18 protein-coding genes are annotated in these 16,471 nt (G+C 69.2%); 7 read left to right on the forward strand and 11 right to left on the reverse strand.

Going from position 1 to position 16,471, the window contains the following annotated elements:
• Nucleotides 1-402 precede the first annotated feature (402 nt).
• Nucleotides 403-933 carry an adenine phosphoribosyltransferase gene (locus tag ASF30_RS05220; protein ID WP_055902567.1) on the reverse strand — a complete coding sequence of 177 codons (531 nt, stop codon included), beginning with the start codon at nt 931-933 and terminating at the stop codon, nt 403-405.
• Between the two features lie 216 nt (nt 934-1,149).
• On the opposite strand from ASF30_RS05220, the gene purL reads away from it, so the two are divergent.
• The 3 genes from purL to ASF30_RS05235 are packed head-to-tail and all read left to right on the forward strand — an operon-like array spanning nt 1,150 to nt 4,612.
• Nucleotides 1,150-3,465: a phosphoribosylformylglycinamidine synthase subunit PurL gene (purL, locus tag ASF30_RS05225; protein ID WP_055902570.1), complete on the forward strand. Its 2,316-nt coding sequence runs from the start codon at nt 1,150-1,152 to the stop codon at nt 3,463-3,465.
• Complete coding sequence (locus tag ASF30_RS05230; RefSeq protein ID WP_055902573.1) at nt 3,465-4,118, forward strand: hypothetical protein; 654 nt, start codon at nt 3,465-3,467, stop codon at nt 4,116-4,118. Before purL ends, ASF30_RS05230 begins: the two co-directional genes overlap by 1 nt.
• 2 nt (nt 4,119-4,120) lie before the next feature.
• Entirely contained in the window at nt 4,121-4,612 is a 492-nt protein-coding gene (locus ASF30_RS05235) for an NUDIX domain-containing protein (protein WP_157497020.1), read from the forward strand.
• An 85-nt stretch (nt 4,613-4,697) separates the two neighbouring features.
• Here ASF30_RS05235 and ASF30_RS05240 read toward each other — a convergent pair whose 3' ends face one another.
• A complete protein-coding gene (locus ASF30_RS05240) occupies nt 4,698-5,105 on the reverse strand; it encodes a hypothetical protein (protein WP_055902575.1) in 408 nt (135 codons plus the stop codon).
• A gap of 87 nt (nt 5,106-5,192) precedes the next feature.
• Between ASF30_RS05240 and ASF30_RS05245 the strand changes: the two genes are divergently transcribed.
• Entirely contained in the window at nt 5,193-5,723 is a 531-nt protein-coding gene (locus ASF30_RS05245) for a GNAT family N-acetyltransferase (RefSeq protein WP_235480276.1), read from the forward strand.
• Here the strand turns inward: ASF30_RS05245 and ASF30_RS05250 are convergent.
• From ASF30_RS05250 to ASF30_RS05290, 9 genes are all read right to left on the reverse strand, one after another.
• Nucleotides 5,638-6,546 (reverse strand): SDR family NAD(P)-dependent oxidoreductase, encoded by a 909-nt coding sequence (locus ASF30_RS05250; protein WP_055902579.1) that lies wholly within the window; start codon nt 6,544-6,546, stop codon nt 5,638-5,640. The two genes, ASF30_RS05245 and ASF30_RS05250, sit on opposite strands and share 86 nt — an antisense overlap.
• Entirely contained in the window at nt 6,543-6,896 is a 354-nt protein-coding gene (locus tag ASF30_RS05255; protein WP_055902583.1) for a chorismate mutase, read from the reverse strand. The genes ASF30_RS05250 and ASF30_RS05255 overlap by 4 nt, the downstream gene beginning before the upstream one ends.
• A gap of 42 nt (nt 6,897-6,938) precedes the next feature.
• The gene (locus ASF30_RS05260) at nt 6,939-8,678 is read right to left on the reverse strand and encodes a SulP family inorganic anion transporter (protein ID WP_055902585.1); all 1,740 of its coding nucleotides are present in this window, start codon (nt 8,676-8,678) and stop codon (nt 6,939-6,941) included.
• Between the two features lie 52 nt (nt 8,679-8,730).
• Complete coding sequence (locus ASF30_RS05265) at nt 8,731-9,495, reverse strand: hypothetical protein (RefSeq protein ID WP_055902588.1); 765 nt, start codon at nt 9,493-9,495, stop codon at nt 8,731-8,733.
• Entirely contained in the window at nt 9,492-10,397 is a 906-nt protein-coding gene (locus ASF30_RS05270; RefSeq protein WP_055902591.1) for an ABC transporter ATP-binding protein, read from the reverse strand. Before ASF30_RS05270 ends, ASF30_RS05265 begins: the two co-directional genes overlap by 4 nt.
• Nucleotides 10,394-10,753 (reverse strand): GntR family transcriptional regulator, encoded by a 360-nt coding sequence (locus ASF30_RS05275; protein WP_055902593.1) that lies wholly within the window; start codon nt 10,751-10,753, stop codon nt 10,394-10,396. Before ASF30_RS05275 ends, ASF30_RS05270 begins: the two co-directional genes overlap by 4 nt.
• A gap of 110 nt (nt 10,754-10,863) precedes the next feature.
• Nucleotides 10,864-11,823: a DMT family transporter gene (locus ASF30_RS05280; protein WP_268765536.1), complete on the reverse strand. Its 960-nt coding sequence runs from the start codon at nt 11,821-11,823 to the stop codon at nt 10,864-10,866.
• A 101-nt stretch (nt 11,824-11,924) separates the two neighbouring features.
• Entirely contained in the window at nt 11,925-13,529 is a 1,605-nt protein-coding gene (locus ASF30_RS05285) for a solute symporter family protein (protein WP_055902596.1), read from the reverse strand.
• Nucleotides 13,529-13,885 (reverse strand): DUF485 domain-containing protein, encoded by a 357-nt coding sequence (locus ASF30_RS05290; RefSeq protein ID WP_055902704.1) that lies wholly within the window; start codon nt 13,883-13,885, stop codon nt 13,529-13,531. The genes ASF30_RS05285 and ASF30_RS05290 overlap by 1 nt, the downstream gene beginning before the upstream one ends.
• Nucleotides 13,886-14,080: 195 nt before the next feature.
• Here ASF30_RS05290 and ASF30_RS05295 point away from each other — a divergent pair, with 195 nt between their 5' ends.
• From ASF30_RS05295 to ASF30_RS05305, 3 genes are read left to right on the forward strand one after another with little or no spacing between them, the layout of a single operon-like run.
• A complete protein-coding gene (locus ASF30_RS05295) occupies nt 14,081-15,286 on the forward strand; it encodes a sensor histidine kinase (protein ID WP_055902600.1) in 1,206 nt (401 codons plus the stop codon).
• A complete protein-coding gene (locus ASF30_RS05300) occupies nt 15,283-16,038 on the forward strand; it encodes a LytR/AlgR family response regulator transcription factor (protein ID WP_235480277.1) in 756 nt (251 codons plus the stop codon). The genes ASF30_RS05295 and ASF30_RS05300 overlap by 4 nt, the downstream gene beginning before the upstream one ends.
• A complete protein-coding gene (locus ASF30_RS05305; protein ID WP_055902601.1) occupies nt 16,035-16,466 on the forward strand; it encodes a hypothetical protein in 432 nt (143 codons plus the stop codon). Before ASF30_RS05300 ends, ASF30_RS05305 begins: the two co-directional genes overlap by 4 nt.
• The last annotated feature ends 5 nt before the right edge of the window (nt 16,467-16,471 follow it).

Raw genomic sequence — 16,471 nt, forward strand, 5'->3', positions numbered from 1 at the left:
ATTTGACATTGTGCACGCTGTTGAGTTCTCAAGGATCGGATGCTCCCCGCTTCACACCCCAAAAAGGCGATCAACTCGAAGGCAACTTCTCTATCTTACCCGTCTCGTTCTCGCTGTCAAATCGAGTGTTTCGCGCCGGATCGAGCATCCTGATTCGGACTGACTCGACCTTCGCGACTCGAAGCTTGACGCTTGCACGAGAGCGGGTGAACCCCTGGACACAGATGTGGTCCGAAGACTTTTCGTCTGTGTGTTTCAGGGGGTGATCCCCACTTGAGGCCGGCGAGCACGATTCTGATGAACCTTGGCGCTCTGCCGCACCTTTGGGGTGATGAGTAATAACTTACGTGGCGAGAACGGGGCTCGCAAATCTGAGACGCAGCCCGGGCGTGTCGGTCGGTTTCACGCCTGCAGGAGGCTGAATACCTCATAGTCGGCGAGCTGCTCACGGCCGCCGAGGCCGAGGAGTTCGAGGGTGACGGCGACGCCGGCGACCCGCCAGCCCGCACGCTCGATGAGCCGGCACGCGGCCTGCGCCGTTCCACCCGTGGCGAGGACGTCGTCGATGACCAGCACCCTCGAGCCCGCGGGCAACTCGTCCTCGTGAACCTCGAGGCTGGCGACGCCGTACTCCAGCTCGTAGGTCTCGGTGATCACCCGGCGGGGGAGCTTGCCGGCCTTGCGCACGGGCAGCACGCCCGCTCCGGTGAGGACCGAGGCGCCCCCGGCGATGATGAAGCCCCTGGCCTCGAGCCCGCCCAGGATGTCGAAGCGTCCGGCGAAGGGCTCCACCAGCGCCTCGCACATCACCCTGAAGGCTGCGGCATCCGCGAACACCGGTGTCAGGTCCTGGAACTGGATCCCCTTCTCAGGGAAGTCGGGGATCACGTGGATGCGGGCGGATACCTGCTCGGCTGCACTCGGGTTGGTCACGCAGTCAGGGTATCCCGCCCTCGAGGGCGGCCCACGGCCCGTCGGCTTCCGGGCTGTCACAGCACGGGTACCGCCGAGCGTCGACCACCGACCGCACGGGCTGGGGCGCGGTCTGCCGACGATAGACTGGGCCGGTCAGGCTGTCCCGCTGAGAACCACCCGTGCCATGCGCCGGGCTCGTTCGACGCGTCCCCCTTCTTCTGGAGTTCGCCACCCGTGACCACTTCCTCCCCCGTCGTTCCCGTGCTCGACACCGTCGAGAACGCAGCAGCAACTCCCGACAAGGAGCAGCCGTACGCGGCTCTCGGGCTGAAGCCCGACGAGTACCAGAGCATCCGCGAGATCCTGGGGCGTCGCCCCACGAGCGGGGAGCTCGCGATGTACTCCGTGATGTGGAGCGAGCACTGCTCCTACAAGAGCTCGAAGAACTACCTGCGCCAGTTCGGCCAGAAGGTCTCACCCGCCATGAAGAAGAACCTCATGGTGGGCATGGGCGAGAACGCCGGCGTCGTCGACGTGGGTGAGGGCTGGGCTGTCACCTTCAAGATCGAGTCGCACAACCACCCCTCCTACATCGAGCCGTTCCAGGGCGCAGCCACCGGCGTCGGCGGCATCGTGCGCGACATCATCTCCATGGGCGCCCGCCCGGTCGCCGTGATGGACGCCCTCCGCTTCGGCGCCATCGATCACCCCGACACGGCCCGCGTCGTGCACGGCGTGGTCTCGGGCATCTCCTTCTACGGCAACTGCCTCGGCCTGCCGAACATCGGCGGCGAGACCTGGTTCGACTCCGTGTACCAGGCCAACCCGCTGGTCAACGCCCTCGCGGTCGGCGTGCTGCGCCACGAGGACCTGCACCTCGCCAACGCCCGCGGCGTCGGCAACAAGGTGGTGCTGTTCGGCGCCCGCACCGGCGGCGACGGCATCGGCGGAGCATCCATCCTCGCCTCGGACACCTTCGCCGAGGGCGGCCCCACCAAGCGCCCCGCCGTGCAGGTCGGCGACCCGTTCGCCGAGAAGGTGCTCATCGAGTGCTGCCTCGAGCTGTACCGCGGCGAGCTCGTCGAGGGCATCCAGGACCTCGGCGCAGCCGGCATCTCCTGCGCCACCTCCGAGCTCGCCTCGAACGGCGACGGCGGCATGCACATCACCCTCGACAACGTTCTGCTGCGCGACCCGTCGCTGAACGCCGAGGAGATCCTCATGTCGGAGAGCCAGGAGCGCATGATGGCCGTCGTGCACCCCGACAAGCTCGAGGGCTTCCTCGCCGTCACGTCGAAGTGGGATGTCGAGACCAGCGTTCTCGGCGAGGTCACCGACACCGGCCGCCTCATCATCGAGTGGCAGGGCGGCGTGATCGTCGACGTCGACCCGCGCACCGTCGCCGTCGACGGCCCGGTCTACGACCGCCCGGTCGCGTACCCGACCTGGATCGACGCGCTGCAGGCAGACTCGGCATCCGCTCTCCCCCGCACCTCGGAGGGTCCGGCGCTCCGTGCCCAGCTGCTGCAGCTGGTGGGCAGCGCCAACCTGGCCGACGCATCGTGGATCACCAGCCAGTACGACAAGTACGTTCTCGGCAACACGGCGCTGAGCTTCCCCGACGACGCCGGCATGGTGCGCGTCGACGAGGAGTCCGGCCTCGGCTTCTCGGTGGCGACGGATGCGAACGGTCGCTACTGCCAGCTCGACCCGCGCCAGGGGGCGCGACTGGCGCTGGCCGAGGCGTACCGCAACGTGGCGGCATCCGGTGCCGTGCCCGTGGCCGTCTCGGACTGCCTGAACTTCGGCTCCCCGGAGAACCCCGAGGTCATGTGGCAGTTCTCCGAGGCCGTGACAGGCCTGGCCGACGGATGCCTCGAACTCGAGATCCCGGTGACCGGAGGCAACGTCTCCTTCTACAACCAGACCGGCGACGTGCCGATCCACCCGACGCCTGTCGTCGCCGTGCTCGGCGTCATCGACGACGTCGCCCGCCGCATCCCGTCGGGCTGGCAGGACGAGGGTCACAACATCTACCTCCTGGGGACGACCCGCGAGGAGCTCGACGGTTCGGCCTGGGCCGACGTCGTGCACGGCCACCTCGGCGGCGTTCCCCCGCAGGTCGACCTGCTCGGCGAGCAGCGCCTCGGTGAGCTGCTGCGCGCAGCAGCCGTCGAGGGCCTGATCGACAGCGCCCACGACCTGTCCGACGGCGGCCTCGGTGTCGCCCTGTCGGAGAGCGTGATGCGCTTCGGCCTCGGCGCCCGAGTCTGGCTCGGCGAGATCGTCGAGCGCGACGGAGTCGACGCGGCCACCGCGCTGTTCTCGGAGTCGGCCGGCCGAGTCATCGTGACGGTTCCGCGCGAGGACGACGTCAAGTTCCGCGGACTCTGCGAGGGTCGCGACTACCCGGTGCTCCGCATCGGCGTGACCGATGCCCAGCTCGGCGCACTCGAGGTGCAGGATGCCTTCACCATCACGATCGACGAACTGCGCAGCACGAACCGCGCGCCCCTCGCCGACGCCTTCGGTCCCGTCGTCGGCTACTGATGCCGCACCGCGCGGCCGGTCTCGCAGCCTCGGCGGCGCTGATCGCCGTGCTGGCGCTCACGGCCTGCTCCCCGTCGGCAGGCGCTGACGGCGGGGCGGCGACCGCTGCACCGACGCCCGGGGCGACGGCCGGCGAGGATGCCGCGGCATCCGATTCGCCACTGTCGTTCGCGGCGAATCCGCGCTTCGAGGACGGCAAGCGTCCGCAGATCGCCGACGGACTGATGGCCGACTCCCGGTGGACCCTCACCAGTCCCGACGACGGAACCGGTTCGTGGGGTTACACCTCCACCGACGGCGCGTGCACCATCACGCTCAGCCAGAAGATCCTGCCCGACTCGATGGTCGGACAGACCGACGACCTCGAGGCCACGCGCGCCTACCTCGCCGCGGTGCTGCAGGAGGACCAGCAGGTGATCGAGGATCGCGCCGAGGTGAACGAGTTCGCCGGCGGCGATGACCCGACCGAGGCGCTGCTGGTGAGCGCCGGCGGCCAGGACGGCTCGGCGTGGTTCGTGCTCCTGCGTGTGTTCAGCTCAGCCGATGCCGCCGTGGGCGTGAGTGGTCAGTGCGCCGCCGGGACCGATGTGCGCACCGCGATCGCCACGGCCGAGGGCAAGCTCGGCATCGTCGCTCCCCTCGCGGCGGGCTGACCGTGGCTGCCGTCGAGGACTACAGCGAGGCGTACGCCGGCGAGCACGGGCGCTTCGCCGTGATTCCGGCCGCCTACGTCGTGCTGCGCCGTGGGGACGAGGTGCTGCTGCAGCGACGTTCGGGCACCGGCTACTACGACGGGTACTGGGCCGCCGGGGCCGCGGGCCACGTCGAGCAGGGGGAGTCCATGCTGGCCGCTGCCGCGCGCGAGGCCCTCGAGGAGCTCGGCGTGCACGTGGAGGTGCACGATCTCGCGACGCTCACCGTGATGCACCGCACCGGAGGAACCGGCGCGGCCATCGACGAGAGGCTCGACGTGTTCTTCGCGTGCACGCGATGGACGGGCGACCCGGCCCTGCAGGAGGACAAGGCGAGCGACCTGCGCTGGTTCGCGCTCGATGCGCTGCCGGACCAGGTGGTTCCGCACGAGGTGGCCGTGCTCGAGGCGTGGCGCGACGGGACGTTGCAGCCGGTGACAGTGTTCGGGTTCTGACGGATCCGTTGGGCGCTTCGGCCGCGCGCTGCGCGCGGGCCTCTGCGAGCGAGCTCTGGGGCGGCCCCGGCGAGCGGCGCGACGGTCAGGCTGTCGCTCGGGCTATCACCACGAGAAGCGCCTGACCGTAGGCTTCGGCCGGCTCCGGATGCTCGAAGGAGCGCTCGGCTCCGTCGAGTTCGATCGTCACCTCGAAGCTGTCGGGAAGCCGCCGCAGAGACCGGAACCTCGACCGGAGCAGTTCGCGCAGCTGGTCCTCGCGAGGCAGCCAGACCGCATCCGCCAGGGGAAGGGAGTCGAGCGCCCACTCCGTCGTGCCGTTGAAGCCGAGCACCGTGCCCGAGGGATGGTGCTGGGCCTCGATGGTCATCTCGCTCACGGTGAAGATGTCGTCATCGAGGTCGGGGATGTCGATCTGGAACCGATCGCCCGATTCCGGCCGCCAGAGCAGGCCGGCGGTTCTGAGTTCGGCGGCCAGCTCGCGGGAGATCATGTGACCATCGTGCCCGAGCGCCGCGACGCGCGATAGGGCGGCACCCGGATGGCGGTCGGACCGACAGCCATCTGACAGGATGGCGCCGTGGATCAGTACCCGCTGCGAGCCGCCATCGATGCCGACGTCGACGCCCTGCTGGCATTCTGGGCGCGCGCGGCCGAGAACGACTCCAGGCCGGCCGACAGCGCCGAGGCCGTGCGTCGCCTGATCGAGCGCGACCCCGATGCCCTCGTGGTCGCCACGATCGGTGATCGCATCGTCGGTTCCGTCATCGCGGGCTGGGACGGATGGCGCTTCCATCTCTACAGGCTCGCCGTCGACCCCGCCCTGCGCCGCCATGGAATCGGGCGCGCCCTACTGGCCGCCGCGGAGGCGCGACTCGTCGCACTGGGGGCGTCCCGTATCGATGCCATGGTGCTCGACGGCAACGATCTCGGCCAGCGCATCTGGCTCGCGGCCGGTACCACCGGCAGGACGAGTGGGGCCGCTGGGTCAAGCCGCTCTGAGCTGTGGCTCAGCCGGACCGGGTTCAACCCGCGAGGATGGCCTCGCTGCGTTCCCACAGCCGTGCGCCGATCACGGGATCGGTCGACGCCCGGATGGGCTGTCGCCTGATGGGCGCCCCCTGCGTCAGCAGGCTCGGCCCGAAGTACCAGCCGCTCCGGGCCGCGGGATCCGTCAGAGCCCGCACGACCGGCCACGCGCCTCGGTCCTTGCCCTGCGCCCACAGCCCCTGCAGTGCATCACCGAAGCGCTTGCCGCGACTGGGCTCATTGACGCCGGGCACCCGAGGGCTGAGGCCGCCGACGGAGTAGCCGGGCTGCGCGACCAGGGCACTCGTGCTGCTGCCGGCGGCCCGCAGCCGTCGATCGAGTTCGAAGCCGAAGGACTCCACCTCGAGCTTGGACTGCGCATAGGCGGTCCAGGAGTCGTAGGCGTCTGTCAGCTGCAGGTCGTCGAGTGCCGAGCGGGTGAGCCGCGCGGCGATCGAGCCGAGCAGCACCACTCGTGCCCCCTTCGTGCGTTCGAGGGTGGGCAGCAACCGGTTCACCAGGGCGAAGTGGCCGAGGTAGTTGGTGGCGAAGACGAGTTCGTTGCCGTCGAGGCTGACCTCGCGATCGCGGGGCGGATGCACGACGCCGGCGTTGGCGATGAGGCCGTCGAGTCGGGGCAGCGCGGCGATGGCATCCGCCGCCGCCGCCACGGAGGCGAGGTCGGAGACGTCGAGGCGCAGGGTGCCGACGCTGGAGTGCGGTGCACGGATGCGGATGGCCCGCGCCGCGGCATCCGCTCGCTCGTCATTGCGACAGGCGAGGACGACCGAGGCTCCGGCCACGGCGAGCTGCGCGGCCGCGAAGAAGCCGACACCGGCGTTCGCCCCCGTGATGACGAAGGTCCTGCCGGACTGGGAGGGGATGCGGCGCGGGTTCCAGCTCACGAGGCGTCGCCGGCCGGTCCCTCGTTGCCCGCGGCGTCGCTGGCGAAGCGCTCGTGGTGGTGGATGACCTCGGCGACGACGAAGTTGAACCACTTCTCGGCGAAGGCCGGATCGAGGTTGGCGTCGATGGCCAGGGCCCGCAGGCGCGCGATCTGGCGCCTCTCGCGCTCGGGATCGGCTGCCGGCAGTTCGTGGGCGGCCTTCAAGCGGCCGACCTGCTGGGTGAACTTGAAGCGCTCGGCGAGCAGGTGCACGAGTGCGGCATCGATGTTGTCGATGGACTGACGGATGCCGCCGAGCTCGGCGAGCGCCGCCTCGCGTTCGGGATCGGGCGACGTCTCTTCAGGCATGTCTCGACCCTATTACGAGTCGTCAGTGCGCATTACGAGTCGTCAGTGCGCATCATCGGGCGCGTCACCGTATGCATCCTTCGCGGCCCCGGCCGCTACGAAGGCCTCGGCATCGGCCACGGCCTCCAGGACGGCGTCGCCGACCCACTCGGTGCTGCGGTAGACGTTCTCCTCACCGATCAGCTCCACGACGTTCTCATGCTCCAACTGGCGTTGCACGTGATCGCTGCTGACGACGAGCTTGAGGATGGATCCGCGCGAATGCAGCCGGGTCGCATATCCGCGCAGCACGTCGATGAGAGCGAGCCCGATCTCGTCGACGCCGCGCAGGCGGATGACCACGACGGAGCCCGTGCTCTCGGCTGTGACCATGGGGAGTCCGGCCGAGAACGTGGGCGCGCTGGCGAAGAACAGGCTGCCGTAGGGCTGCACGACGACGACCTCCGCGCGCGGAAGGGTTCCGGGTGCTTCGGTCTCGCGCATCCGTCGTCCCTCGGCGAATTCGAGCCGTACCACCCGCAGCCGATTCGACTGCTGCGCGACGTAGAGCACGATGCCGAGTCCCACGCCGACGAGCACGGCGAACTGCAACGGGATGACGAGGGTGAGCACGAAGGTCGTCGCCATGACGACGGTCTGCACTGGGCCGGTGCGCACGACGGAGAGGATCTTCGCCGGTTTGACCGTGGCGACGCCCACTGTGATGAGAAGGGCGGCGAGGGCGGGCATCGCGACGTATCCGACGATCCCGGAGAGCGTGAGGATGACCAGGGCCATGACGCCGCCGGCGACGAAGAGCGCGAACCGCGAGCGGGCGCCCGCCGCGACCACGAGCGCGGAGGCCGACATGGATCCGCCGACGGGAGCTCCCTGGAACAGGCCGGACAGGATGTTGCCCGCGCCCTGCCCGATGAAGTCGCGCGAGGCGTTCGCCGGCCGGCCGTTCTCGTTGCGGAATGCTCCTGACACCGCTGCTCCCTGCACGAGGCCGACGAGCGCCAGCGAGAGGGCGGGCACGAACAGGGAGACGACCTGGTCGAGGTCGGGCAGCACCGGCCCCGGCAGTCCGGATGGAACATCGGTGATGTCGCGCACGAGGGCGACGGGCAGGCCGAGCACCTCGGTGAACAGCACGGCCAGCGCGGAGCCGACGATCACGGCGACGACCATGCCCATCGCCTTCAGCGGCGTGCGCCGCAGCACGATGATTCCGCCGATGGTGATGAGCCCGACCAGCAGGGTCGGCCAGCTGATGTCGACGACGTGCAGCAGCAGGTCGAAGGTGCGCTGCAGACGACCCGCGCCCTGGCTGGAGTATCCCGTGAGATTCCCGAGCTGGCCGAGCACGATGTTGACGCCGACGGCGGAGATGAAGCCCGTCATGACGGCCGTCGGCACGAAGCGCAGGAGCTGTCCGCCCTTCAGGAGCCCGGCGACGATCATGATGACGCCCGTCAGCAGGCCGAGCGTGACCAGGGCTCCGGCAGGGTCCGGCCGGTCGAGGATCTTCGCGTCGGCGACGACCAGCGACATCGCACCGGTGGCCTGCACCGCCATGAACGAGCTGCTGGTGAAGAAGGCGGCCCCCACCATGCCGAACAGGTAGGCGTAGAGGCCGGAGACCGGGTTGAGTCCGGCCAGGAGCCCGGCAGCGAGGCCGTCCGGCACGCTCTCGACGCCGAGAACGAGGCCGGCGACGGCGTCGCGTCCGAGGACGTCGCGCGAGAACCGGGCGCGAAGTCGCCGTAACGGCGTCCCCGTCGTCGGTTGCTGCTCGGCCATGGACCTCCCGCCCGGCACCAGTCTGTCGGATGCCGGACTGGAGCGGAACGGATCAGCGCGGGGTGGCGCGCCTGACGACCACGTATCCGAGCGCTGCGAAGACGAGCGCGGCGACGAGCAGCCATCCGAAGAAGCCGATGACCCCGAGGCCTGCGACGGCCGTGAGGACCGCGGGCCAGCTGTTCGTGAAGGTCAGCACCGCCGTCACAGCGACCAGGGCGAGGAGGGATGCGAAGAGCAGCACCATCATCCCGCGCATGCGCCACCGCATGTACACGGTCGTGACCGACGCCCCGAGGAACAGGACCGTCAACTGCAGCACGAAGGTCGTGAAGGCGTCGGCGACCCAACCGTCGATGCCGTACCAGAGCGCATCGAACATGTGAGCGTTGACCCACCAGCCTCCCGTGGCTTTCTCGAGCTGCACGAGCGTCGCGATCGCTATCGCGTTGACGAGGGAGACGACGACGAAGATCCCGGCAGTGCCGAGCCAGAAGTCGCGCCGGGTCGCGCCGAAACCGAGCGCGAACGAGAAGGTGAAGGAGACGGCCTGGACGCCGACGGCGACCATGTACCACTGCGGCGAGAGCACCGCCCAGCTGTAGCGCAGGCCGTCGAAGGCCTGCGGCGGAGCACCGGCGGCCGTCATGATCACGGCGATGAGCACGCTCACGGCCCACGCGGCACCGAGGATCAGCCACGGGATCCCGAAGAGCACGGAGGGATTGACCGTGTGCAGGCGTGCTATCCGCCAGATCTCCCGGGTCCGGAATCCAGCCTCGGTGCGCGGGGGTGCTGAGGTGACGACGGCGCTCATGCTGCTGCCTCCTGATCGGTGCGGACGGCCAGGTCGGGCCCGGTCATGTGGATGATGAGTTGTTGGAGTGAGACCGGCGCGAGCTCGAGTCCGAGCTCCGCCGCCTTGAGGCGCTCGCTCGACGAGAGCGGGCCGTCGATCGTGACCGAGGCGAGACCGCCGAGGGTCTCGCGCCCGATGACAGGCCTGTCGATGACGAAGGCCTCGACGGCATCCCTGGCGCCGGCGATGGTCGTGGCCGAACCCCGGACCTCCTCGGCGTCCCGGTCGAGGATGATCCGACCCTCGTCGATGAGGATGACGTGTTCGAGCAGGTTCGAGACCTCGTCGATCAGGTGCGTCGACAGCACGATCGTGCGCGGGTGCTCGGCGTAGTCCTCGAGGAGGCGATCGTAGAAGATGTGCCGGGCCACGGCGTCCAGGCCGAGGTAGGGCTCGTCGAAGAAGGTGAGCGGCGCGCGGGAGGCGAGCCCCACGATCACGCCGACGGCCGACAGCTGCCCGCGGGAGAGCTTCTTGATGGGGCGGTTCAGTGGCAGCCGGAAATCGGCGACGAGGCGCTGGGCGAAAGCGGCATCCCAGTGCTCGAAGAACCAGGGCGCGGCCTGGAGGACGTGAGCCGGCTTGAAGCTCTCGGGGTAGCGCTGCGATTCGGCGATGAAGCACAGCCGACGAAGCACGTCGGCGTGCTCGGCCGGCGCCCGGCCGAAGACCTCGACGTTGCCGGCGTTCGGGAACAGCTGGCCTGTGAGCAGTTGCATGATGGTGGTCTTGCCGGCACCGTTGCGGCCGAGGAGTCCGTAGATGCGGTTCTCCTCGAGTGTGAAGTCGACGCCGTCGACGGCCGTGAACGAGCCGTAGCGCTTCACCAGTCCGCCGACGCGGACGACAGGGGCGGTCATGATGAGATCCTTTCCGCGCGGAGCAGTTCCGCGAGTTCTTCGATGCTGATTCCGAGCTTCTCCGCTTCGATGACGAGCGGGCGGATGTACTCGGCGGCGAAGTCGGATTTGCGCCTCGCCACCAGCCGTTCCCGGGCACCGGCAGTCACGAACATGCCGATCCCCCTCCTCTTCTCCACCACGCCGTCGTCGACGAGGCGGTTGACGCCCTTGAGAGCCGTGGCCGGATTGATGCGGTGGAACATGGCCAGCTCGTTGGTCGACGGGATCTGCGTGTCCTCGGGGAGTACGCCATCGATGATGTCGTTCTCGACCTGTTCTGCGATCTGGATGAAGATCGGTCTGGAGTCGTCCACGCCGTCCTAGCTTCGTTGGTTAGTTACTTATGTAACTAACCAACCATGTGGAGGGTGGCATGTCAAGAGGCGAGCCGAATTCACTTTCGCGCTCCGCCGGCATGGGAACCTCAGCGCGGGATGGGGGCAGCCTGGTCTCGTCTGCGTCGCTCCGCGAACGAGGCGATGCGCAGCCGCTTCTGCGTCAGCAGGATGCCGACCAGCACCAGCCCCGCTCCGACGGGCTCATGCCAGGAGAACGTCTCACCGAGCAGGAGCACTCCGAGGACGACGCCGACCACCGGCGTGACGTAGGTGACCGTTGAGGCGTTCGTCGGCCCCCAGGCACGCAGCACGTTGATGTTCCAGATGTAGACGACACCGGTGCCGAGCGCGCCGAGCGCGAGCAGGCTGAGCGTGATGGGCCAATCGAGCGCGACGGGTCCGAGCGCGACGACGGGGGTGAGCAGCAGCATGATCACGCCGGCGATTCCGATGTTGAGGAAGGCGAAGGTGGCTCCGGCGATCGGGCGCCCGCTGAGGAAGCGGCGGGTGTACCCGAACGTGAAGCCGTAGCTGAGAGCCGACCCGAGACAGGCGAGCTGACCCCAGAGGTCGCCTGTCATCGCCGCGTAGCCCCACGGCCCGATGATCACGACGACGCCGAGCACTCCGATGACGACGCCGAGCACCTGGTCGCGCGCGAGCCTCTCCACCCGGAAGACCGCCGTGGCCATGATCGCCGTCATGATGGGCGTCACGGCGTTGTAGATCGACGCGAGGCTCGACGAGACGTACTGCTCGGCCCAGGCGTAGAGCAGGTACGGCACGACGCAGCCGCTGATGGCGATGACGACGAAGTGGAGCCACACCACCGGCTCACGCGGCAGAACCGCGCCGCCATCCACGCGCGGGCGGGTGACCAGGACGACGGCGCCGAGCACCAGTCCTCCGAGCACCAGTCGCGACCAGGCGATCTGGCCGAATCCGACCCCGACGAGCGCCACCTTCATGAACAGGAAGCTCGCTCCCCAGATGATGCCCATGCCGAGGAACTGGAGCCAGATGCCGAGGGAGCCGCGCGTCTTCACTCCCCGACACTACGGCCGACGGCGGACCCCGGACGACGCGCGCGAGCACGTTGTCCGGAATCCGCCGAATGATGGCCGCATCCGCTCCCCGGATGCCGGGCCTAGTGCTCCGTCGCCTTCTCGGCCCCGACGCCGGTGAGCGAGCGAACCTCCATCTCGGCCTGCTTCTCGGGCGACTCGAGACGCTTGTCGAGGACAGTGCCGAGCCAGCCGAGGAAGAACGCCAGGGGGATCGAGACTATGCCCGGATTCGACAGCGGGAAGATGTCGAAGTCGGCGCCCTTGATCATCGCCAGCTCGTTGCCCGAGACCACCGGCGAGAAGATGATGAGCACGATCGCCGAGATGAGCCCGCCGTACATGCTCCAGACCGCACCTCGCGTGGTGAAGCGCTTCCAGAACAGCGAGTACAGGATCGTGGGCAGGTTGGCGGATGCCGCGACGGCGAACGCCAGCGCCACCAGGAACGCGACGTTCTGCCCGTTGGCGCCGATGCCGCCGATGATCGCGACGATGCCGATGACGACGACTGTGCGCCGGGCCACCTTGACCTCGGAGCCGGGCTCGGCCTTGCCTTTCTTGATGACGCTCGCGTAGATGTCATGGGCGAAGGACGCCGCCGCCGTGATCGTGAGGCCGGCGACCACCGCGAGGATCGTCGCGAAGGCTATCGCCGAGATGAGTCCGAGCAGGATCGGTCCGCCGAGCTCGAAGGCCAGCAGCGGAGCCGCCGAGTTCGCGCCTCCGGGAGCCGCCGCGATGACATCGGCGCCGATGAGGGCGGCCGCGCCGTAACCGAGAACGAGGGTGAACACGTAGAAGATGCCGATGAGCCAGATGGCCCAGACCACGCTCTTGCGTGCCTCCTTCGCCGTCGGCACCGTGTAGAAGCGCATCAGCACGTGAGGCAGGGCCGCGGTTCCGAGCACCAGCGCGAGGCCGAGCGACAGGAAGTCGAGCTTCGAGATGTCGCTGACGCCGTACTTGAGACCCGGCTCCAGGATGGCCGGGGTCCCGGCGGTGGCGACGGCGTGCTCGAGCAGCGTCGACAGGTTGAAGCCGTGCAGCGCGAGCACCCACACAGTCATCACGCCGGCGCCGGCGATGAGCAGCACGGCCTTGATGATCTGCACCCAGGTCGTGCCCTTCATGCCGCCGATGAGCACGTAGAGGATCATGAGCGCACCCACCACCGTGATGACAACGGCCTGGCCGACGCCGTCGCTGATGCCGAGCAGCAGCGAGACGAGCCCTCCGGCCCCGGCCATCTGCGCGAGCAGGTAGAAGAAGCACACCACGAGCGTCGTGGTGGCGGCGGCGATGCGGACGGGTCGCTGCTTGAGCCTGAACGACAGCACGTCGGCCATCGTGTAGCGCCCGGTGTTGCGCAGCAGTTCCGCCACCAGCAGGAGCGCCACCAGCCAGGCCACGAGGAACCCGATGGAGTAGAGGAATCCGTCATAGCCCGTGATGGCGATGGCTCCGACGATGCCGAGGAAGGATGCCGCCGACAGGTAGTCGCCGGCGATGGCCGATCCGTTCTGCCCGCCCGTGAAGGAGCGGCCGGCCGCGTAGTAGTCGGCAGCCGTCTTGTTGTTGCGGCTGGCGCGGAACACGATGATGAGCGTGAGTGCCACGAAAGCGGCGAAGATGCCGATGTTGAGCCACGGATTTCCGGGCGATGCGCTGGTCTCGAGGTGCAGCATCAGCGGGTCACCTCCGTGGCCGGCTCGAGCTCGGCGCGCAGTTCGGCCGAGAGCGGGTCGAGGCGGCGGTTGGCGAAGCTGACGTACCACATGGTCACGGCGAAGGTCGTGACGATCTGGGCGAGGCCGAGCAGCAGCCCGATGTTGATGCTGCCGAAGACCGGCGTCGACATGAAGTCGTGCGCGTAGCCGGCGAGCAGCACGTAGGCGAAGTACCAGAGCAGGCACGCGACCGTGACGGGGAAGACGAAGCGGCGGTGGCGGCTGCGCAGCCGTTGGAACTCCGGTGACTGCTGAACGGTGCGGAAGTCGACGGCAGGTTCCGTCGTCTCGGCGCTGGGGGCGTCGTTGCCCATGGCGATCTCCTTCGAGAGAGGGGGAGCGACGACAGCTGCCATGCCGCGCCGCTGCGGTTCGAGCCCCACTCTGCTGCCGGGCGGCGGGGGTGGGGAGCGGCATCCGTTCGTCGTCGTCGAACGGGGTGCTCCGTGCGACGAGCGGATGCCGTCACCCGGTGAACGACGTCGGCCCAGCGGATAGGGTCTGAAGCAATGTCGGAGTCAGTGTTGATGATCGGCGCCGCGGGGATCCTGCTCGGCGTCGCGATCGCCGCTGCCTTCGCGGTCGCCCGACGCCTGGTGCGCGGATCGCGGGAGCTCGGAACCGACGCCGAGCGTGCGACCTACACGACGCTGCACCTGGCCTCCCGCGCGGCCGGGCACCTGCGCGGCGGGTTCGAGGTCGGTGACGCCGCCAAGGCTGCGCGGCCGCTGCGCACCCTGCTCGGCTGCGAGGCGCTGGCCATCACCAACGGCGCCCTCGTCGTGGCGCTCGACGGCGGCGACGACACCGTGCGGGCCGAGGCCGAGCGGTTGGCCGCGACGGCGTCTGCAGTGACCCCGGGCCGGCGTGCCGCGCTGTTCCGAGACGCCATCGGATCGGGACGGACGCACCTCGACGCCGTGGTCGCGCCGGTCACCCGCGGCGGTGTCGCGAGCGGCTCGGTCATAGCCTTCGCGCCGCGCGCCAGGGCCGGCCTCGTGCGCGCGACCGGCGAGGTGGCCGACTGGGTGTCGGCCCAGCTCGAGCTCGGCGAACTCGACGCCTCCCGCACGGCGCTGGCCGAGCTGGAGCTGCGGGCGCTCCGGGCCCAGATCAGTCCGCACTTCATCTACAACGCCCTGAACGCCATAGCCTCGTTCATCAACACCGACCCGGCCAAGGCCCGTGAGCTCGTTCTCGAGTTCGCCGACTTCACGCGCTACTCGTTCCGTCGCCAGGGCGACTTCACCACCGTCGCCGAGGAGCTGCGCAGCATCCACAGCTACCTGCAGCTCGAGCGCGCCCGCTTCGGCGAGCGCCTCGCCGTGACCCTGAAGATCGCCCCCGAGGTGCTCTCGACCGTGATCCCGTTCCTCAGTGTGCAGCCGCTGGTGGAGAACGCCGTGCGGCACGGACTCGAGGCGCGCGAGACCGGAGGACACATCACCATCAGCGCCAACGACGCCGGCGGGTTCGCCGAGATCAGCGTCGAGGACGACGGCGTCGGCATCGACCCGGCCGTCGTCGCCGAGGTGCTGGCCGGTGGCGCCCGCGAACACGTGGGCCTCCACAATGTCGACGCACGCCTGCGCCAGGTCTACGGCGACGAGTACGGCCTCGTCGTCGAGACCAACGTCGGCAGCGGGATGCTGGTGCGGATGCGGGTGCCGAAGTCGCAGCCCCACCACGAGCTCGCGATGGGGGCTCTGCGATGACCGGCCGGCACATGAGCGTGCTCATCGCGGACGACGAGCGTCCCGCCCTCGACGAGCTGGCGTTCCTGCTGCGCCGCGACGTGCGCATCGGGGCGATCCACCTGGCCTCGTCGGGAGCCGAGGCTCTGCGACTGCTCTCCACCGAACGCATCGACGCCGTCTTCCTCGACATCCACATGCCCGGCCTGTCGGGCTTCGACCTGGCCCGCGCCCTCGCTCGCTTCGAGCACAGGCCGGCCCTCGTCTTCGTGACCGCCGACGAGGAGGGCGCCGTCGAGGCGTTCGACCTCGCCGCGGTCGACTACCTGCTGAAGCCGCTGCGCCCGGAACGCCTGGAGCGCTCGGTCACCAGGGTGCTGGACGCGCTGCGGGCGGCATCCGTCTCAGGACAGCAACAGCCGCACAGCGAGGACGCGATGATCTCGGTGAGCCTCGGCGGCACGACCCGCATCGTGCGCCGCGACGACATCCGCTACGTGCAGGCGCAGGGCGACTACGCCCGGCTGCACACGGCCGAGGCGAGCTACCTGGTGCGCATCCCGATGGCCGACCTCGAACGGCAGTGGGCGGATGCCGGTTTCGTGCGCATCCATCGCTCCTACCTCGTCGCGCTCACCCATGTCACCCGCATGCGCCTCGGAGCAGTACCGCCGACCGTCACGGTCGACGGCGCCGAGCTGCCGGTGAGCCGCCGCCTGCTGCCGACCCTGCGCGAGACCCTCGAGGCCCGCCGCATCCGACCGACGGCATGACCGACGCGACGGGGCCCGAGCGCCCGACGGGTCCGGTGCCGCTCCCGCGGGTGCGCGTGACGGCTCCGCAGACCGCGGCGTCGCGAGGGGGTCTCGGCGGCGCGATCGGCCCATCGACCGGAACCGGATCGACTCCGGCCGTGAGGCCGCAGCCCTCCGAAGCCGATCGACTCTTCGTGCGCTCACTCATCCGCTCGCAGTTGCGCCTGGCCGTGGTGTGCGCACTGGGTTTCATCGTCTCGCTCGCCGTCCTCATCGTGATCTCGGCGCTGCCGGTCCTCGCCGACGCCTCGTGGATGGGTGTTCCGCTCCCGTGGCTGTTGCTCGGGCTCGGCGCCTACCCCGTCGTTCTCGGAATCGCCGTGCTCTACCGGAGGGCGTCACGGCGCAACGAGAGCGGCTACAGCTCACTGGCCGAGGATTCGTGATCACC

It is taken from the genome of Leifsonia sp. Leaf264, from assembly GCF_001422325.1.
Classification (GTDB): domain Bacteria; phylum Actinomycetota; class Actinomycetes; order Actinomycetales; family Microbacteriaceae; genus Orlajensenia.

What these genes read in the sequence shown, in the direction of transcription:
- ASF30_RS05230 (WP_055902573.1), top strand. Translation starts at nt 3,465, where the DNA reads ATGCCGCACCGCGCGGCCGGTCTCGCAGCCTCGGCGGCGCTGATCGCC.
- ASF30_RS05240 (WP_055902575.1), bottom strand. Translation starts at nt 5,105, where the DNA reads ATGATCTCCCGCGAGCTGGCCGCCGAACTCAGAACCGCCGGCCTGCTC.
- ASF30_RS05255 (WP_055902583.1), bottom strand. Translation starts at nt 6,896, where the DNA reads ATGCCTGAAGAGACGTCGCCCGATCCCGAACGCGAGGCGGCGCTCGCC.
- ASF30_RS05260 (WP_055902585.1), bottom strand. Translation starts at nt 8,678, where the DNA reads ATGGCCGAGCAGCAACCGACGACGGGGACGCCGTTACGGCGACTTCGC.
- ASF30_RS05265 (WP_055902588.1), bottom strand. Translation starts at nt 9,495, where the DNA reads ATGAGCGCCGTCGTCACCTCAGCACCCCCGCGCACCGAGGCTGGATTC.
- ASF30_RS05270 (WP_055902591.1), bottom strand. Translation starts at nt 10,397, where the DNA reads ATGACCGCCCCTGTCGTCCGCGTCGGCGGACTGGTGAAGCGCTACGGC.
- ASF30_RS05285 (WP_055902596.1), bottom strand. Translation starts at nt 13,529, where the DNA reads ATGCTGCACCTCGAGACCAGCGCATCGCCCGGAAATCCGTGGCTCAAC.
- ASF30_RS05290 (WP_055902704.1), bottom strand. Translation starts at nt 13,885, where the DNA reads ATGGGCAACGACGCCCCCAGCGCCGAGACGACGGAACCTGCCGTCGAC.
- ASF30_RS05295 (WP_055902600.1), top strand. Translation starts at nt 14,081, where the DNA reads ATGTCGGAGTCAGTGTTGATGATCGGCGCCGCGGGGATCCTGCTCGGC.
- ASF30_RS05300 (WP_235480277.1), top strand. Translation starts at nt 15,283, where the DNA reads ATGACCGGCCGGCACATGAGCGTGCTCATCGCGGACGACGAGCGTCCC.
- ASF30_RS05305 (WP_055902601.1), top strand. Translation starts at nt 16,035, where the DNA reads ATGACCGACGCGACGGGGCCCGAGCGCCCGACGGGTCCGGTGCCGCTC.